This window comes from Paenibacillus salivarius (assembly GCF_051307165.1).
In the GTDB taxonomy this organism is placed as follows: Bacteria; Bacillota; Bacilli; order Paenibacillales; family Paenibacillaceae; genus Fontibacillus.
On the sequence record NZ_CP195592.1, the window covers coordinates 85,001 to 101,395 of the forward strand.

General features: G+C 49.2%; 15 protein-coding genes, 1 tRNA gene and 2 rRNA genes (1 of these 18 running past the window's edge). 16 read left to right on the forward strand and 2 right to left on the reverse strand.

Features of this window, described 5'->3' with window-relative positions:
- From ACSFXJ_RS00400 to ACSFXJ_RS00465, 14 genes are all read left to right on the forward strand, one after another.
- Window positions 1-399: ribosomal RNA gene (locus ACSFXJ_RS00400) — 23S ribosomal RNA — on the forward strand (it extends 2,532 nt beyond the left edge of the window).
- 60 nt (window positions 400-459) lie between these two features.
- Window positions 460-576: ribosomal RNA gene (gene rrf, locus ACSFXJ_RS00405) — 5S ribosomal RNA — on the forward strand.
- A gap of 259 nt (window positions 577-835) precedes the next feature.
- Window positions 836-1,645: an RNA polymerase sigma factor gene (locus ACSFXJ_RS00410; protein ID WP_435923289.1), complete on the forward strand. Its 810-nt coding sequence runs from the start codon at window positions 836-838 to the stop codon at window positions 1,643-1,645.
- Window positions 1,646-1,664: 19 nt separating this feature from the next.
- Window positions 1,665-2,264 (forward strand): ATP-dependent Clp endopeptidase proteolytic subunit ClpP, encoded by a 600-nt coding sequence (clpP, locus tag ACSFXJ_RS00415; protein WP_435923290.1) that lies wholly within the window; start codon window positions 1,665-1,667, stop codon window positions 2,262-2,264.
- 245 nt (window positions 2,265-2,509) lie between these two features.
- Window positions 2,510-3,967: an IMP dehydrogenase gene (gene guaB / locus ACSFXJ_RS00420; protein WP_435923291.1), complete on the forward strand. Its 1,458-nt coding sequence runs from the start codon at window positions 2,510-2,512 to the stop codon at window positions 3,965-3,967.
- A 226-nt stretch (window positions 3,968-4,193) separates the two neighbouring features.
- Window positions 4,194-5,531, forward strand: coding sequence for a D-alanyl-D-alanine carboxypeptidase family protein (locus ACSFXJ_RS00425; RefSeq protein WP_435925645.1), 1,338 nt, complete (start codon window positions 4,194-4,196; stop codon window positions 5,529-5,531).
- Window positions 5,532-5,626: 95 nt separating this feature from the next.
- Complete coding sequence (gene pdxS / locus ACSFXJ_RS00430; protein ID WP_435923292.1) at window positions 5,627-6,508, forward strand: pyridoxal 5'-phosphate synthase lyase subunit PdxS; 882 nt, start codon at window positions 5,627-5,629, stop codon at window positions 6,506-6,508.
- 75 nt (window positions 6,509-6,583) lie between these two features.
- Window positions 6,584-7,165, forward strand: a complete 582-nt coding sequence (pdxT, locus tag ACSFXJ_RS00435; RefSeq protein WP_435923293.1) for a pyridoxal 5'-phosphate synthase glutaminase subunit PdxT — start codon at window positions 6,584-6,586, stop codon at window positions 7,163-7,165.
- An 18-nt stretch (window positions 7,166-7,183) separates the two neighbouring features.
- Window positions 7,184-8,467, forward strand: a complete 1,284-nt coding sequence (gene serS, locus ACSFXJ_RS00440; protein ID WP_435923294.1) for a serine--tRNA ligase — start codon at window positions 7,184-7,186, stop codon at window positions 8,465-8,467.
- Between the two features lie 59 nt (window positions 8,468-8,526).
- A tRNA-Ser gene (locus tag ACSFXJ_RS00445) sits at window positions 8,527-8,615 on the forward strand.
- Window positions 8,616-8,836: 221 nt separating this feature from the next.
- Window positions 8,837-9,238 (forward strand): tetratricopeptide repeat protein, encoded by a 402-nt coding sequence (locus ACSFXJ_RS00450; RefSeq protein ID WP_435923295.1) that lies wholly within the window; start codon window positions 8,837-8,839, stop codon window positions 9,236-9,238.
- Window positions 9,235-9,741: a hypothetical protein gene (locus ACSFXJ_RS00455; RefSeq protein ID WP_435923296.1), complete on the forward strand. Its 507-nt coding sequence runs from the start codon at window positions 9,235-9,237 to the stop codon at window positions 9,739-9,741. Before ACSFXJ_RS00450 ends, ACSFXJ_RS00455 begins: the two co-directional genes overlap by 4 nt.
- A gap of 137 nt (window positions 9,742-9,878) precedes the next feature.
- Window positions 9,879-10,016 (forward strand): small acid-soluble spore protein P, encoded by a 138-nt coding sequence (locus ACSFXJ_RS00460; RefSeq protein WP_435925646.1) that lies wholly within the window; start codon window positions 9,879-9,881, stop codon window positions 10,014-10,016.
- A gap of 208 nt (window positions 10,017-10,224) precedes the next feature.
- Window positions 10,225-11,136, forward strand: a complete 912-nt coding sequence (locus tag ACSFXJ_RS00465; RefSeq protein WP_435925647.1) for a YitT family protein — start codon at window positions 10,225-10,227, stop codon at window positions 11,134-11,136.
- 87 nt (window positions 11,137-11,223) lie between these two features.
- On the opposite strand, the gene tadA is transcribed toward ACSFXJ_RS00465, so the two are convergent.
- The gene (gene tadA, locus ACSFXJ_RS00470; RefSeq protein WP_435923297.1) at window positions 11,224-11,718 is read right to left on the reverse strand and encodes a tRNA adenosine(34) deaminase TadA; all 495 of its coding nucleotides are present in this window, start codon (window positions 11,716-11,718) and stop codon (window positions 11,224-11,226) included.
- A 337-nt stretch (window positions 11,719-12,055) separates the two neighbouring features.
- On the opposite strand from tadA, the gene ACSFXJ_RS00475 reads away from it, so the two are divergent.
- Both ACSFXJ_RS00475 and rluF read left to right on the forward strand, forming a co-directional pair.
- Window positions 12,056-13,951 (forward strand): PAS domain S-box protein, encoded by a 1,896-nt coding sequence (locus ACSFXJ_RS00475; protein ID WP_435923298.1) that lies wholly within the window; start codon window positions 12,056-12,058, stop codon window positions 13,949-13,951.
- Between the two features lie 16 nt (window positions 13,952-13,967).
- The gene (rluF, locus tag ACSFXJ_RS00480; RefSeq protein WP_435923299.1) at window positions 13,968-14,672 is read left to right on the forward strand and encodes a 23S rRNA pseudouridine(2604) synthase RluF; all 705 of its coding nucleotides are present in this window, start codon (window positions 13,968-13,970) and stop codon (window positions 14,670-14,672) included.
- Between the two features lie 111 nt (window positions 14,673-14,783).
- On the opposite strand, the gene ACSFXJ_RS00485 is transcribed toward rluF, so the two are convergent.
- Window positions 14,784-16,343: an IS1182 family transposase gene (locus tag ACSFXJ_RS00485; protein ID WP_435922573.1), complete on the reverse strand. Its 1,560-nt coding sequence runs from the start codon at window positions 16,341-16,343 to the stop codon at window positions 14,784-14,786.
- Window positions 16,344-16,395: the final 52 nt, after the last annotated feature.

The following is a 16,395-nucleotide window of genomic DNA, read 5'->3' on the forward strand; positions in this document are numbered from 1 at the left end:
TGGCACCTCGATGTCGGCTCATCGCATCCTGGGGCTGAAGTAGGTCCCAAGGGTTGGGCTGTTCGCCCATTAAAGCGGTACGCGAGCTGGGTTCAGAACGTCGTGAGACAGTTCGGTCCCTATCTGTCGTGGGCGTAGGAAATTTGAGAGGAGCTGTCCTTAGTACGAGAGGACCGGGATGGACGCACCGCTGGTGCACCAGTTGTTCCGCCAGGAGCACAGCTGGGTAGCTAAGTGCGGACGGGATAAGCGCTGAAAGCATCTAAGCGTGAAGCCCCCCTCAAGATGAGATTTCCCAACTAGTAAGACCCCTTGAAGACGACGAGGTTGATAGGCTGGGGGTGGAAGCACAGCAATGTGTGGAGCTGACCAGTACTAATCGGTCGAGGGCTTATCCAAAAAGCTAAACACGCAAATGAAGTTTCGTATCCAGTTTTCAGGCGATCAACGCTTGAACCGTTTGGTGGCGATGGCGGAGGGGTTCCACGCGTACCCATCCCGAACACGACCGTTAAGCCCTCCAGCGCCGATGGTACTTGGACCGAAGGGTCCTGGGAGAGTAGGACGCCGCCAAGCAAAGATAAAGAGCACTACCGAGTTTTGTCGGTGGTGCTCTTTTTTGTATTTTAACTGTATATATACACAAGATGCTTTTACTTTCCGGTACCCATCGATTGAGGCGCGGTGGAAGAGGAGAGGGAGCAATCCGTAAATTGAACGGCAAAGCGAAGGCACCAAAATAATTTGCAAAAAAATAATGGGTATCGTACCGTATCTGCTAAGGAGATTTTTTCGTTTATAACAGTGAGATCGAAACCGAGGAAGGTTTGATCTTATGGAGGTGCAGAGCGTGCAGAATGAGCGGATGGGCAGCGGACAGAAGGAAGTGGAAGCGGAGAAGCCGGTTAGGATGACGGAATGGGTTGGGGAACATCATCAGGTGTTAAGAAAGTATTGCCGCGCGTTGGCCGGATCCATTTGGGAAGGCGATGATTTGGCGCAAGATACATGGCTTAAGGTCTGGTCGGCCATGCTCGGCAAATCGCATGAGGGTGGCGATGATCTTAATCGCACATACCTGTACCGCGTCGCACGAAATGCATGGATCGATCGTAGCCGGAAAAAGCGGGTACCTACCGTCCACGCTCAAATCCTGGAGGAGTTACGGCAGCCCGAGAGCAGCGCGATTGAAGTTTGGTCGGCCATGGAAACGCTGGTAAGCCAGTTATCTCCGGTGCAGCGCACATCGCTGCTGCTGGTTGATGTTTTGAAATATACGGCTGCAGAGGCGGCCCAACTCACCCGAACGACGGAAGGGGCTGTAAAGGCGGCGCTTCATAGAGCCCGGACGAAGCTTAAGGGAATCATGGCAGAGGCGGAGTCCCATGATAAGGATCATGCCGATCGACCGTCAAACGGAACTAGCGTAACGGATAAAACGGACGACTTGCTGCTCCACGCTTATATGGAAGCTTTTCGTAAGCAGAATACGGAAGCTATGGTTATGTTGATGAACGACGGAGTCGCCGAAGGAGCGATCGTTTCCATACTGAACGCGCAAGTGCGGAAACAAACGAAACTTCCCAAGTCCAAGGCGCAATTCATGCTTCATTCGCATAGCCCGCTTATGCAACTGGCCGCATAAAAACGATGGAGGTGTTGTGATGAGTACGGTAATTCCATATGTCATCGAGCAGACAGGACGAGGGGAACGCTCCTATGACATCTACTCCCGTCTTTTAAAGGACAGAATCGTATTTCTCGGATCCGCGATCGATGATCAGGTTGCGAATAGCATCATTGCTCAGATGCTGTTTTTGGCTGCTGAGGATCCGGAAAAGGATATTTATTTTTACATTAACAGTCCTGGAGGGTCCACGACGGCCGGCTTTGCAATTTACGATACGATGCAATATGTGAAGCCTGATGTCCAAACGATCTGCTCAGGGATGGCTGCCTCGTTTGCCGCCATATTGCTGATGTCGGGAGCCAAAGGCAAGCGGTTTGCGCTGCCGAACAGCGAGATCATGATCCATCAACCGCATGGCGGTGTCCAAGGGCAGGCCAGCGACATTGAAATCAGTGCCAGACGAATCATCCAGACACGGCAGCGGCTGAATGAAATTGCAGCGGAACGTACGGGGCAAAGTATCGAACGAATCGCCCGGGATATGGACCGGGATTATTTCATGACGGCGGAAGAGGCAAAGGCCTATGGGATTTTGGACCAAGTCATCCATAGCGACAAGGCCGGCAACCAATAAAATGCATATCTATAAACCGTTGCCTTAAAGCAGCGGTTTTTTTATATCTTTGCGGTATATTGTCCACAATAGGGAGACAGCCGTATGCCCTGAAAAGCCATGCAAACTTTCCAACGACAATTTCTTGACAGCCTATATGGCCTTTGCTAAGATGGCAATAATATATTTTCGTAAGTACGAATTCGGCCTTGATTTATAAGGAAAATCGACCGGACCCGATCAAAAAACAAGGAGGAAAACCTAACGTGTGGGAAAGTAAATTTGACAAGGAAGGCCTTACATTTGACGATGTATTGCTTGTTCCACGCAAATCCGAAGTATTGCCAAAAGAGGTGGACGTTTCCACGAAATTAAGCGACAAGGTGAAGCTGAATATTCCGTTGATCAGCGCGGGAATGGACACGGTGACGGAATCGGCGCTGGCGATCGCCATGGCACGTGAGGGCGGTATCGGGATTATCCACAAAAATATGCCGATCGAAAAGCAGGCGGAGGAAGTGGACCGCGTTAAACGTTCCGAAAGCGGCGTAATCACGAATCCGTTCTCGTTGACGGCAGATCATCTTGTATCCGACGCGGAATCGGTCATGGGCAAATTCCGGATTTCCGGCGTGCCGATCGTGGATGATGAGCATAAGCTGATCGGGATTTTGACCAACCGGGACTTGCGCTTCGTGCATGATTACAGCATTAAGATCAGCGAAGTCATGACCCGCGAAAATTTGGTGACGGCTCCGGTAGGTACGACACTGCAGGAAGCCGAAGTTATTTTGCAAAAACATAAGATCGAAAAGCTCCCGCTGGTGGATGAAAACAATGTGCTAAAAGGTCTTATTACCATTAAAGATATCGAAAAAGCGATCCAGTTCCCGAACGCGGCGAAGGATGCCCAAGGCAGACTGCTGGTCGGTGCGGCTGTCGGGATTTCGAAGGATACATTTGAACGGACGGATGCCTTGGTCAAAGCCGGTGTTGACGTCATTACCGTCGATTCGGCGCACGGTCATCACATCAACATCATTGAGGCCGTAGCCGAGCTGCGCAAGCGGTATCCGGAACTCACGATTATCGCGGGTAACGTGGCGACGGGAGAAGCGACGCGCGCGCTGATTGAGGCCGGCGCATCCGTAGTCAAAGTCGGCATCGGACCGGGTTCGATTTGTACGACCCGCGTTATTGCCGGTATCGGCGTGCCGCAAATCACCGCCGTGTATGATTGTGCGACGGTTGCCCGCGAGTACGGCGTGCCGATTATTGCGGACGGCGGCATCAAATATTCGGGCGAAATCACGAAGGCGATTTCGGCTGGCGCTCATGCGGTCATGCTTGGCAGCTTGTTTGCCGGCACCGAAGAAAGCCCTGGGGATTCGGAAATTTATCAAGGACGCCGATATAAAGTGTACAGAGGCATGGGCTCCATGGGAGCGATGAAGCAAGGCAGTAAGGACCGCTACTTCCAGGATGACGACAAGAAGCTTGTACCCGAAGGCATTGAAGGACGCGTCGCTTACAAAGGTCCATTGGCGGACACGATTCACCAACTGATCGGCGGTCTTCGTTCCGGTATGGGTTATTGCGGTACCAAAACATTGGACGAGCTTCGCAATGATACGCAGTTTGTACGGATTACGGGCGCGGGTCTCCGCGAAAGCCATCCGCATGATGTGCAAATTACGAAGGAAGCGCCGAACTATTCTCTGTAAAGAGAACAAGAAGAATATACCATTAGGCAAGCATGGCGATTTCCGCCTTGCTTGTCTTTTTTTGCATTAGGGGCTGTGATAGAATAGATAGAGCAATTGAACGAGAATTTGGAGAGGAGCTTTAAGAAAATTGACGCAGAAGAAAGAAAATGAAAATAAACTCGTAACTTCGAATTCCGGACGGAATGTTCTCCGCAAAAGCGTGGCTTCCGTTCTTTTATTGAATATGCTTTGTCTTTCAACGCTTCCGGCGCTTGCGCTGGCTGAAGGGGAGAATTCAACGGCAACCTCCACGACGACCACGAATGAAACCAATTCGACAAAGCCCGCGGCCTCGAAAAACGCAGTCACTGCCATTCCCAGTGTCGATTCCTTGGATTTAAAGGTTAAGTCGGCGATTCTCATCGAGCCGGTCTCCGGCCAAGTCCTGTTGAATATCAACGGTGACGAAGCGCTTCCGCCGGCGAGCATGACCAAGATGATGACGGAGTATATCGTCGCCGACCTGGTCAAGCAAGGCAAATACAGTTGGGACGACGTCGTGACGGTACAGGACAATGCATCGAAAACGGTCGGGTCCCGGATTTTTCTTGCAAAAGGAGATCAGCATACGATCCGAGAATTGTATATCGCCATGGCGGTTGGTTCCGCAAATGATGCAACCGTTGCATTGGCCGAGTATGTCGCAGGATCGGAGCAGGCCTTCGTCAAAATGATGAATGATGAAGCGAAGCGGATGGGGATGACTAACACGTACTTTGCCAACTCTACAGGTTTGGATATCGCGGATATGCCGGAAGGATTCCGTCCGCAGGACGACAGGGAAACGGTGATGTCGGCGATGGATGCTGCAATCTTGGCGAAATACATCGTTACCGATCACCCGGATTTTGCCGAATTTACGTCTCTGCAAACCTATCAATTCCGCGAGCGCGATGCAAAGCCGATCGTTAACTATAACTGGATGCTGGAAGCGAACAAGAATGTAACGAACTTTAAACAGTACGCGTACGAAGGTCTCGACGGCCTGAAAACGGGTCATACGACCAATGCGGGCAACTGTTTCACCGGAACCGCGGAGCGTAACGGCATGCGGCTGATCAGCGTCGTGATGGGGACTTCGTCGGAAAAGGCACGCTTCACCGAAACGCGTAAAGTGCTTGACTTCGGCTTCAATAATTTCGAAACGAAGCAAGTGATCCCTCCGAAATCGACGGTAGCCGGCACGGAAACGGTGACCGTGAAGAAGGCGAAAAACACTTCGATCCCTGTCGTCAGCGATCAAGGGGTTAGCTTTGTGATTCCTAAGGGCGCGGATATCAGCACGGTACAAGCCAAAGTGACAATGAACAATGAAACGTTGACGGCACCTCTGAAGCAAGGAACCGCAGTAGGCAAGGTAACTTATTCTTTCAAGCCTGCCGGAATGGATCAGACGCTGGAAAAGACGGTAAATCTGATCACGGCCCAGGACGCGGAGAAAGCCGGCTGGTTCAAGCTGTTGATGCGTGCTATCGGCGACTTCTTCAAGGATCTTTTCAACGGGATCAAAAACTTGTTCTAACAGCTATTAGCGAGTATATTCCCGAGTAAGCGGGTTGTATATTTAAGGCGATTATTGTAAAATATCAAGTTAGATTATTAACGGGGGGCGTGGACATGGAAACAGGAACATCGCGGGTAAAAAGAGGTATGGCAGAGATGCAAAAAGGCGGCGTCATTATGGACGTCATGAACGCCGAGCAAGCTAAAATCGCCGAAGCGGCAGGGGCAACCGCCGTAATGGCATTGGAGCGGGTCCCTTCGGATATCCGCGCTGCCGGCGGCGTAGCCCGCATGGCGGACCCTACCATTATCGAAGAAGTCATGAAAGTCGTATCTATTCCGGTCATGGCCAAAGCGCGGATCGGGCATTATGTCGAAGCGAAAGTTCTGGAATCGCTCGGGGTAGACTACTTGGATGAAAGCGAAGTATTGACACCTGCCGATGAAGTGTTCCATATCGATAAGCGTGATTTTACCGTGCCTTTTGTATGCGGAGCGAAAGACCTTGGCGAAGCGTTGCGCCGGATCAGTGAAGGCGCGTCCATGATCCGTACCAAGGGAGAACCCGGAACGGGCAATATCGTTGAAGCGGTTCGCCACATGCGTCTGATCAACAGCCAGATTCGCAAAGTACAGAACATGTCGAAAGATGAGCTGTATGCGGAAGCCAAAAATCTTGGCGTTGCCTACGATTTGCTGTTCGAAGTGCATGAGAACGGCAAGTTGCCGGTTGTTAACTTTGCGGCCGGCGGCGTAGCGACTCCTGCGGATGCCGCACTGATGATGCATTTGGGAGCGGACGGGGTGTTTGTCGGATCCGGCATTTTCAAGTCGGACAGTCCGGAGAAGTTTGCCCGCGCCATTGTGGAAGCGACAACTCATTATACCGATTATAAATTGATCGCCGAAGTGTCCAAGAACTTGGGCACCCCGATGAAAGGGATCGAAATCTCGAAGCTGAGTGCGGCAGAACGGATGTCCGATCGCGGCTGGTAAGAGGATAGCCCCTCGTTTTACCCGATACGTAAGCGGGGGGACAGCAAGGCTAGGCATGGGAAAGAAGGGTAAGCCATGAAGGTAGGCGTATTAGCGCTGCAGGGGGCAGTTGCAGAGCATATTCGAAGTATAGAATTGGCGGGCGCGGAAGGTGTCCCTGTGAAGCATCCCGAGCAGCTGGATGAGCTAGGAGGCTTAATTATCCCCGGAGGAGAAAGTACGACCATCGGCAAGCTGATGCGGAAATACGGCTTTATGGATGCGATTCGTTCTTTTGCGGAGCAAGGCAAGCCTGTGTTCGGAACCTGTGCCGGTTTGATCGTTATGGCTAAGGAGATCGAAGGCGGGGAAGAAGCCCATCTTGGTTTAATGAACATCAAGGTTTCGCGGAACGCTTTTGGCCGTCAACGGGAAAGCTTTGAAACGGACTTGGAAGTCAAGGGATTGAGCGAGCCGCTGCGGGCGGTATTCATTCGTGCGCCGCTCATCACGGAAGTGGGCACAGGCGTAGAGATCCTTTCGACGTATAAGGAGGAAATCGTCACCGCAAGGCAGGACAATCTGCTCGTCTCCTCCTTCCACCCGGAACTGACCGATGATTTCTCGCTGCACGCGTACTTTTTGGAGATGATCAAGATGAATGAGGCGGCCGGATGATTTTAGGAGGGACAATCGATGTTAGATGTTAAAATATTGCGAAACGACTACGCGCGCGTGGAAGAGGCGCTCAAAAACCGCGGAAAATCGCAGGATTTGATCGCGGATTTCCCAAAGCTCGACGAGAAGCGCCGCGAATTGCTGCAAGAGACCGAAGCGCTTAAAAATCGCCGTAACACCGTATCGGCTGAAGTGGCCCAACGCAAGAAAAACAAGGAAGATGCCGAAGAGCTGATCGTCGAAATGCGCGAGGTGGGCGACCGCATCAAGCAGCTTGACGAGGAAATCCGCGAGCTCGAAGGCAAAATCGACGAATTGACGATGAATATTCCGAATATTCCTCACAGCAGCGTGCCTATCGGCGTTTCGGAGGAAGAAAATGTGGAAGTTCGCCGTTGGAACGAACCGAGAAGCTTTGACTTTACGCCTAAAGCGCATTGGGATATCGCTACCGAGCTTGGAATCCTTGATTTTGAAGCGGGCGCCAAGGTAACCGGCTCCCGGTTCACCTTTTATAAAGGCCTGGGTGCACGATTGGAGCGCGCGCTGATCAGCTTTATGATGGATCTTCACAGCAATGAACACGGATACGAGGAAATGCTGCCTCCGTACATCGTCAATCGCGACAGCCTCTACGGAACCGGTCAATTGCCTAAGTTTGAAGAAGACCTCTTCAAGCTGACCGAGAGCGAATATTACCTGATTCCGACGGCGGAAGTGCCGGTGACGAACTATCATCGCGACGAAATCCTGAACGCGGAGGATCTGCCCCGGAATTATGTGGCATACAGCTCCTGCTTCCGTTCCGAAGCCGGTGCGGCGGGTCGCGATACGCGCGGACTCATTCGCCAGCATCAATTCAACAAGGTGGAAATGATCAAAATCGTCCATCCGGATACCTCGTATGATGAGCTTGAGAAAATGACCGCCAACGCGGAAAAGGTGCTACAGCTTCTTAACCTCCCTTATCGGGTATTGGCGCTGTGTACCGGAGATATGAGCTTTACGTCGGCCAAAACGTACGACCTGGAGGTTTGGTTGCCGGAAAGCGGGATGTATCGTGAGATCTCTTCCTGCTCGAACGTAGAAGATTTTCAAGCCCGCCGGGCGAATATTCGTTTCCGTCCGGAGCCGAAATCCAAACCGGAATTTGTTCACACGTTGAACGGTTCGGGACTGGCTGTAGGACGTACGGTAGCCGCGATTCTGGAGAATTATCAGCAGGAAGACGGCAGCGTCATCATTCCGGAAGTACTGCGTCCGTATATGGGCAATCTGGAGGCAATTACTAAGCGGAAATAGCTTGATCATGAGCCTTTTCTGTGTTAGAATCTGATTTGTTACGCGAATCAGATTCATTTGGAGAGGTACCGAAGCGGTCATAACGGGGCGGTCTTGAAAACCGTTAGGGTGCAAGCCCACATGGGTTCGAATCCCATCCTCTCCGCCAGTTACATACAAATTAACGCCGCATACATAAGGCATTGCGGTGATTATGACGTAAACGCACTTGACTGTTGAACAGCGGTCGGGTGCGTTTTTTTGTGTTCGTGACAGAGTATATTTTTTACCGACGATAGTCCTACATGTGGCTTGATGGTATAATTTTCTTAGTCCATTTTTACTAAAACGGGCTTTCATCAGGATTATACTTAGGGGGATTAGCAGTTTATGGTTGAAAAAAGTACTCGGAAAAACAAACTCTATATTTTTATCATCTCGGCAATAGTCTTAACTGGTCTAATTGTGCTTTATGTAGTTACACTCCCATACCAGCAATATAGCCATGCGAAGTCGTTAATGAAAAGTAAGCAATATGAATTGGCAATTTCCGCATTTACTGATCTTGCTGATTACAAAGATGCGATTGAACTTTTAATTGAAACTCGTTATTTGTATGCAAAGCAGTTGTTGGAGAAAAAAGAATATGTGAAAGCAAAAGAAGCATTTGTTGAAATCGTTTCTTATAAAGATAGTAAATCAATGATTCCAGAAATTGATTATCAATCAGGGCTTCAACATCTCAGCAACAAAGACAAGGCGACTATTTCTTATCAAGAGAGTACTTCATGAGTATAGGAAAGGTATATAAAGATTCGAAATCGTATCTAAGCATCCTTCCGCAGTTGGCGGAATTACAAGGAACATGGGAAGCTGAAGACGGCTTACAACAAATTATCTTTTCTGGAAACAAAGTGACTAATGTGTATTTTCCCGACTCACATAAAACCAAAGTTTATACATGGGATTTAACCCTTAATAACAACACTATTATGAATGAAACCGGTGATATTTACTCTATAAAAAATAACAAACTTCATGTGAAAACTACTTATTCCGTTGGTGGAAGTGATGTGAGCATTTACTCAAAAACCAGTATTTCAACAAGCATTCCCGAAGAAAAGCCCTCACCAAGCATAGGGATGACCGCTGATGAAGTAAAAGCATCGAATTGGGGAAGTCCATCTGACATAAATAAGACTACATCTGCATATGGCGTGAGCGAACAATGGGTTTATGATGATTACAAGTATATTTACTTAGAAGATGGTATCGTAACATCAATTCAGGAATAAAGGTAAACAGTTTCGGAACCGGATATGCATAAAGCCGACTTTCCCGAAGCAAGATAAGGAAGGGCATCATCAATGCCATGCAAAGACCAGTCTTGCGCCTGAAAGGAGAGAGCTTCGTGACCAAACCGCAAACGTACATGACTTCCGGAACCCATCCGGAGCAGCAGCGTCTCAATGAACGCAGAGAACGCGGACATCAGGGACAGGAACCGCTATCCGGTTCCAAAAAGGTAAAAAACCGCAATCATGTGAGTCATAACAACCCTGAAGGATGATCCGAAATCGATACAGCAATGAGCCCGGCCCGGCATGCGTGCCGGGTATTTTTGTTATCCTCAATTTTTGAATAAAGCGGGACACGAAGCTCATAAAATGTCATAATAAAGATAGGGGCATAGAATATGAACCGATGTATAGATGGAATGGAGAGATGGGGAAAAAGAAACGATACTTTATTTTGAAAGGATAGTGATGCGTTTGAACATGGTAGATAACAACATTACCTCTTTGGAATCAAGAATCAAATCTGCACCTCAGCAGCACAAGCAGAGAAGCCTGGGGAGTTTGGTGCTCAGGTTCGCCTTTATCATCATCGGAGCGATTTTGGTTTCCGTAGCTTTGGAGTTGTTTCTTGTTCCGAACAAGATCACGGATGGTGGAATCACCGGTATTTCAGTCATGTCCTCTTATTTGTCCCATTGGCCGCTCGGTATTTTCCTGTTTCTCTTCAACCTACCTTTTTTGATCATCGGTTATAAACAAATCGGCAAAACGTTTGCCATATCCACATTGGTCGGCATCACAGTGATGTCGGTCGGGACCGCCCTTCTCCATCCTGTAGACCCTTTTGTGACCGACACGCTGCTTGCTTTCGTTTTCGGCGGTGTTCTGCTCGGCGTGGGCACAGGCATCGTCATCCGCTTTGGAGGTTCCCTTGATGGTACCGAAATCGTGGCTATCCTTATTTCGCGCAAGTCCCCTTTTTCCGTCGGTGAAGTCATTATGTTCTTTAACTTCTTTATTTTGTTAAGTGCCGGTTTTGTGTTCGGCTGGGAACGTGCGTTGTTCTCCCTTTTGGCCTACTATATCGCCTACAAGACCATTGATATTGTCGTTGACGGTTTGAATGAATCGAAGTCGGTATGGATTATCAGCGATCAGATTGATGAGATCGGATCAGCTATCGTAAATCGATTAGGCCGCAGCGTCACTTATTTATCGGGCGAAGGTGGATTTTCCGGAGATCCGAAGAAGGTTATCTTTTGTGTCGTTACCCGCTTGGAAGAGGCCAAGCTCAAGGAAATTGTAAATCATTTTGATGAAAGTGCATTTATGGCTGTAGGAAATATTCATGACGTGAAAGGCGGACGTTTCAAGAAAAATGCGATTCACTAGCTTGTCTTGAAATCGTAATGCTATCAAGTCATGGTTCATAAAAAAGAAAAAAACCGTGCGACTAAGCACGGTTTTTGCTGTTTTTTGCTAGATTTTTTGGCGCAGTTTGCGGAAAAATGCCGTAAGCATCGCGGCGCATTCTTCTTGAAGCACGCCGGGAAACACCTCCGTCCGGTGATTGAACCTCGGCTCCTGCAAAAGATTCATCAGCGTCCCTGCGCAACCGGCCTTTGGATCCGACGCTCCATAGATAACTTGCGGCACACGGCATTGGACGATAGCTCCGGCGCACATCGGACATGGCTCAAGGGTAACGTACAACCGGCAGTGCAACAAACGCCAGGCCCCGATCGTTTCACTGGCGTTACGGATGGCGATCATTTCGGCATGGGCCGTGCCGTCTTTTGCAATCTCTCTTAAATTATGGCCCCGGCCGACGATTTCATCTCCCCGAACGACGATCGCGCCGATCGGCACTTCGCCAAGGGCTTCCGCTTTCCGGGCTTCCCGGATAGCTTCTTCCATCCAGAATTCGTCGGATTTTGTGGATGGGGGAGGCTCCGGTATAAATGGTAATGGCATAAGCTGCTCTTCAGCTCCTCTTGGTGATTTCGGCAGGGTTTGTCCAACGAACAAATATTCGTTCTTAACATGTTGGGGATAAATCTGTTGATAACCCCACACTTATCCCCAGTCTTATACACATATTCAACTTTCGTGTTGTTAATATGTTATTAGATTGTGAATATCTTTTTGCGCACACTGACTTAGGTGGCAATAAATTAGGTATATTTTCTTATTGTAGGGAATGGAACTGGGAATTTCAACGTCTTTGCAAAACTTGTCGTTGCGGGTATGATGAGGTTAGTGTCGAATCGTCCCATATATCCCCAAAAACATGACAAGGGGGGAGTGCCATTTGTCGATAAAAGCCAAGTTATCCGTCATTATGACTGCATTTGCGGTTATGCTTCTTACTATAAATTTGTTGCTGAGCTACTTTACAACCCGGGACAATTTACGCAAGGACAACGAAGCGAATGTGTTGATGACCGCCAAGCAAATCGCTTTGGCCGTCGAACAGAGCCGTTCGGTGTATGAATATATAAAAAACGGGAACGACCCGGCAAAAAACCAAACTTTCATGGAGGATATCCTCCAGATGACGAGCCCGGAACAAATTGCAAAGGAAACCATGCAGGCCAACAGCGGACTGCTCGAAATAACGGGATTTAATCCGGAAACGTTTGAATCGGGAGAACATCTTATATTCGGTACATACGAGTATCAAAATGACCGGATGGTCGCCGATTCCGCGAGAAAGGCGCTCCAAGGCAATGTAACGCTATTGTTCGAGACGAAAATCAACGGAAAAAAAATATTAGACAGTTATATCCCGATTCGGCCCCAATATCAAGAGCCGTATGTGATTCGAATCATATCCAGTTATGAGCCGATATCTGCAGCCATTTCCAAGCATATGCTAAGCCAGCTATCCATTTCGATCGTCATGCTGCAAATTGTTATTTTCGTCAGTTACATTTTGGCGGGAGAACTGGTACGGCCGATTCAGGATATTTTGACCAAGGTCAGCCGCCTCTCTTTAGGGGACTTCGATGCCCGCGCGCATGTCGGCCGTAAAGATGAATTGGGACGGTTGGCGGGGCAAATCAATGAAATGGCGGATAGCATAAGTCATTATATGGATAGGCTGAACCGGCAAAGCGAAGAAAACCGGCTGATGAAGGAGCATCTGGAATCCATCATCAACCAGACGGCGGATGCGATTCATGTTACCGACCTGGACGGCACGATTTTGAGAGTGAATTCGGCCTTTGAGAAGTTGTTCGGCTGGACCAGCGAAGAAATTGTCGGCTCCAAGCTGAATTTTGTTCCTTCATCCCTAGAGGGCCAACATGAGAAGTGTGCCGAGAAAATTGCGAAGGGCCGGGCGCTTGTGCTGACGGAAACCGTACGCCTGCGCAAAGACGGCAGCGAGGTTCATGTCAGTATCAGCGAATCCCCGGTGTACGATGAGGACGGCCTGATCGTCGCTTTTATCAGCATTGCTCGGGATATGACCGAGCATAATAAGATGGAGGAACTGCTGCGGCGTTCGGAGAAATTGACGACCGTCGGGCAATTGGCTGCCGGAGTCGCCCATGAGATCCGTAATCCGCTAACCACGCTTCGGGGCTTTCTGCAAATGCAGCAGCGGACCAAATCGGTGAATCAGCAGCATACGGACCTCATGCTATCCGAACTGGACCGGATTAATTTGATCGTAAGCGAATTTCTGATTTTGGCCAAGCCGCAAGCCGTTCATTTTGAGGTAAAAGATGTTCGGTTTACGCTTGGGGATGTGATTTCGTTGCTGGATAGCGAGGCGCATTTACATAACATTGAATTCGAGACCCATTTCTCGCCGGTCCCGATTCTGGTACACTGTGAAGAGAATCAATTGAAGCAAGTGTTCATCAATATTTTGAAAAATGCCATGGAGGCCATGCCCCGCGGCGGTACGATCACGCTGGACCTCGGCGAGGGGGAGGATCGGAACGTGATCATCCGGGTCATCGATCAGGGCGAGGGCATTCCCAGGGAACGGCTGGAGAAGCTCGGGGAACCTTTTTATACGAACAAGGAAAAGGGGACGGGCCTCGGTCTCATGGTCACACAGCGTATTATCGAAAGCCACAGGGGCATGATTTGGTTTGACAGCGAGATCGGCGTCGGCACGGTAGTTACAATTTCATTGCCGAGAGCGGCGGCTGAGACTCCTGAGAATACGAACGAAAAGAAGAGCTTAGCATGAAGGGTGACATCAATCGGTGAGAATTAATAAATTTATTAGCGAAACAGGGTTTTGCTCCAGACGCGAGGCGGACAAACTGATTGAGTCCGGCAAAGTAACGATTAACGGCGTTACTGCCGTTCTGGGCAGTCAGGCGGAAGATGGGGACGATGTCCGGATCAACGGACAGCCGCTCAAGGCGAAGCTGGAACGGCATGTATACATTGCGTTAAACAAGCCTGTAGGGATTACGAGCACGACCGAACACCATGTCCGGGGCAACATCGTTGACTTCGTAGGCCATGACAAACGGATTTTCCCGATCGGCCGGTTGGATAAAGATTCGGAAGGCTTGATTTTGCTGACGAGCGACGGGGATATCGTGAACAAGATTTTACGCTCGGAAGGCAAGCATGAAAAGGAATATATCGTCACCGTGGACAAGCCGATCACGCCTTCTTTTCTTAAGGCGATGAGCGAGGGCGTAAAAATTTTGGGTGAAATGACACTGCCTTGCCGGGTAACAAGGATGACGGACCGGATGTTCCGAATCATTCTCACCGAGGGGAAGAACCGGCAAATCCGCAGAATGTGCAGTGCCCTGGGGTACGAGGTCAGGAAGCTGCAGCGGATCCGGATTATGAATATCCATCTGGGTCATCAAAAAGTCGGAACCTGGCGCGAGCTTACCGAGCAAGAAAAACAGGAGCTGGGAGAGGCGCTGAATTACAAATTATCATAAATAAAATAAGATGAGAAAAGGGGCTGTCCCAAAAGGTAGTTAATTAAACTACTCGAAAGATGAGTCCTCGTAAAAAACTCTTTTCTCGAAAAAATAGTCGATCAGGACGGTTTATACCTGGTCGACTATTTTTCTTTGTTGGCTTAGTTGCCCGACTTTCAGTAGATTGTGCGCAAGGGAAAGCCACCCGATTTCAAGGCTTACTTTTCGTAGGCCTCGAAGCAGGAAGCGACGGAATCCTCGGTTATTCTTTACTTGCCCAAACACACTTTCTGTTTCATGCATGCGCTGAACCGACAGAGCGTAGCCCTCTTCGCTGGTCAGCCGATCCCGAGCCTGCTTTTTATAGTGCAAATATTTCATACTTACTTGGATTTCCCGGTTTCCGCTGGCTTTGGTACATGTTGCTTTGAGCGGGCACTCCTCACATGAGTTACTTCTGTAGTGCCGCTTTCGGATCTCATATCCGCTTTCGGTTTTCTCAGTGCTCTCCCGGATGAAAGTCAGTTTCTGTCCCGCTGAACAGGTCCATGTATCCTCGGCTTGGTCATACTGCCAGTTGTCGAGTTTGCTTATATCCTTTTTCCAAGCTTTTGTTTTCTCTTTGTGGTAGGTGTTATATTTGACGATTGCTTTCACGTCTTCGTCTTCCAGGTAGGCGTAGTTTTCCTCACTTCCATATCCAGCATCGGCAATAACGGTGCCAGGCAATCGGCCCAGTTGTGCCTTTACCTTCTCTAGATGTGGCTTTAGCGTTCGCGTATCGGTTGGTCGTTGATGTAGGCTGTAGCCAACGATGAATTGGTTCTCTGTTCCAATTTGTACATTGTAACCGGGCTTGAGCTGCCCGTTCTGCATATGGTCTTCTTTCATACGCATGAATGTGGCATCCGGATCGGTTTTGCTGTAGCTGTTGCGCTCGCCGAGGATTTCTTGTTGCTGTTCGTATTTTTGCAAACGAGGGAGCAGATCTTTACGTAGAGCGCGTACGGTCTTCTTGAGCGGTTTATCCTTAGGTGTCTCCTGCAGTTTGGCTTCCAGTTGCCGAGTGATCTGCTCCAGCTTTTGACTGGTCAGGCTACTGACCTCTCCCAACTCTGGCAGGTCTCTACCTTGCTGCTCTTGTTCTTCCTGCTGCTCAGCCCGTTCGATGGTCTCAAATAGCGTATGTACTTTTACTTGCAGCTTCGCCTTGTGCTTGACGACTGCCTTGCCCCAAACGAAGGTATACCGATTGGCATTCGCCTCGATCTTGGTCCCGTCCATGAAGTAATGATCCAGTTGCACATACTTGGCATCTACAAGCATCTGAAGCACTTCAGTGAACACCAGTTCCAATACGTCTTTCATGCGTTCTGAGCGAAAACGGTTGATGGTGCGGAAGTCCGGACGTTGACGACCAGAGAGCCACATGAACATGATATTTTCTCTGACGGCTTTGGCGATTTGCCGGGAGGAGTAAATGCGCTGAGTGTATGCGTAGATAAGGACTTTGGTGAGCATCTTAGGGTGATAGCTGTTACGGCCGCCGCCGGGGTAAGCTGTTGCAAAGATTTTGTCGTCCAAGTGATTAACAGCTGCATTGACGACTCGAACGAGGTGATTTTCTGGAATATCTTCTTCCAAGTCCATTGGCAAGCAAAGTTGGTCCATGGTATATTGAATGTACAAAAGAAACCTCTCCTTTTGGTTTGTGGTGGTGTGGTACTTCCATTTTACCAAA

What these genes read in the sequence shown, in the direction of transcription:
- tadA (WP_435923297.1), bottom strand. Translation starts at nt 11,718, where the DNA reads ATGCCATTACCATTTATACCGGAGCCTCCCCCATCCACAAAATCCGAC.
- ACSFXJ_RS00450 (WP_435923295.1), top strand. Translation starts at nt 8,837, where the DNA reads ATGGTTGAAAAAAGTACTCGGAAAAACAAACTCTATATTTTTATCATC.
- pdxS (WP_435923292.1), top strand. Translation starts at nt 5,627, where the DNA reads ATGGAAACAGGAACATCGCGGGTAAAAAGAGGTATGGCAGAGATGCAA.
- ACSFXJ_RS00410 (WP_435923289.1), top strand. Translation starts at nt 836, where the DNA reads ATGGAGGTGCAGAGCGTGCAGAATGAGCGGATGGGCAGCGGACAGAAG.
- ACSFXJ_RS00455 (WP_435923296.1), top strand. Translation starts at nt 9,235, where the DNA reads ATGAGTATAGGAAAGGTATATAAAGATTCGAAATCGTATCTAAGCATC.
- ACSFXJ_RS00465 (WP_435925647.1), top strand. Translation starts at nt 10,225, where the DNA reads ATGGTAGATAACAACATTACCTCTTTGGAATCAAGAATCAAATCTGCA.
- pdxT (WP_435923293.1), top strand. Translation starts at nt 6,584, where the DNA reads ATGAAGGTAGGCGTATTAGCGCTGCAGGGGGCAGTTGCAGAGCATATT.
- ACSFXJ_RS00425 (WP_435925645.1), top strand. Translation starts at nt 4,194, where the DNA reads ATGCTTTGTCTTTCAACGCTTCCGGCGCTTGCGCTGGCTGAAGGGGAG.
- clpP (WP_435923290.1), top strand. Translation starts at nt 1,665, where the DNA reads ATGAGTACGGTAATTCCATATGTCATCGAGCAGACAGGACGAGGGGAA.
- serS (WP_435923294.1), top strand. Translation starts at nt 7,184, where the DNA reads ATGTTAGATGTTAAAATATTGCGAAACGACTACGCGCGCGTGGAAGAG.
- ACSFXJ_RS00460 (WP_435925646.1), top strand. Translation starts at nt 9,879, where the DNA reads ATGACTTCCGGAACCCATCCGGAGCAGCAGCGTCTCAATGAACGCAGA.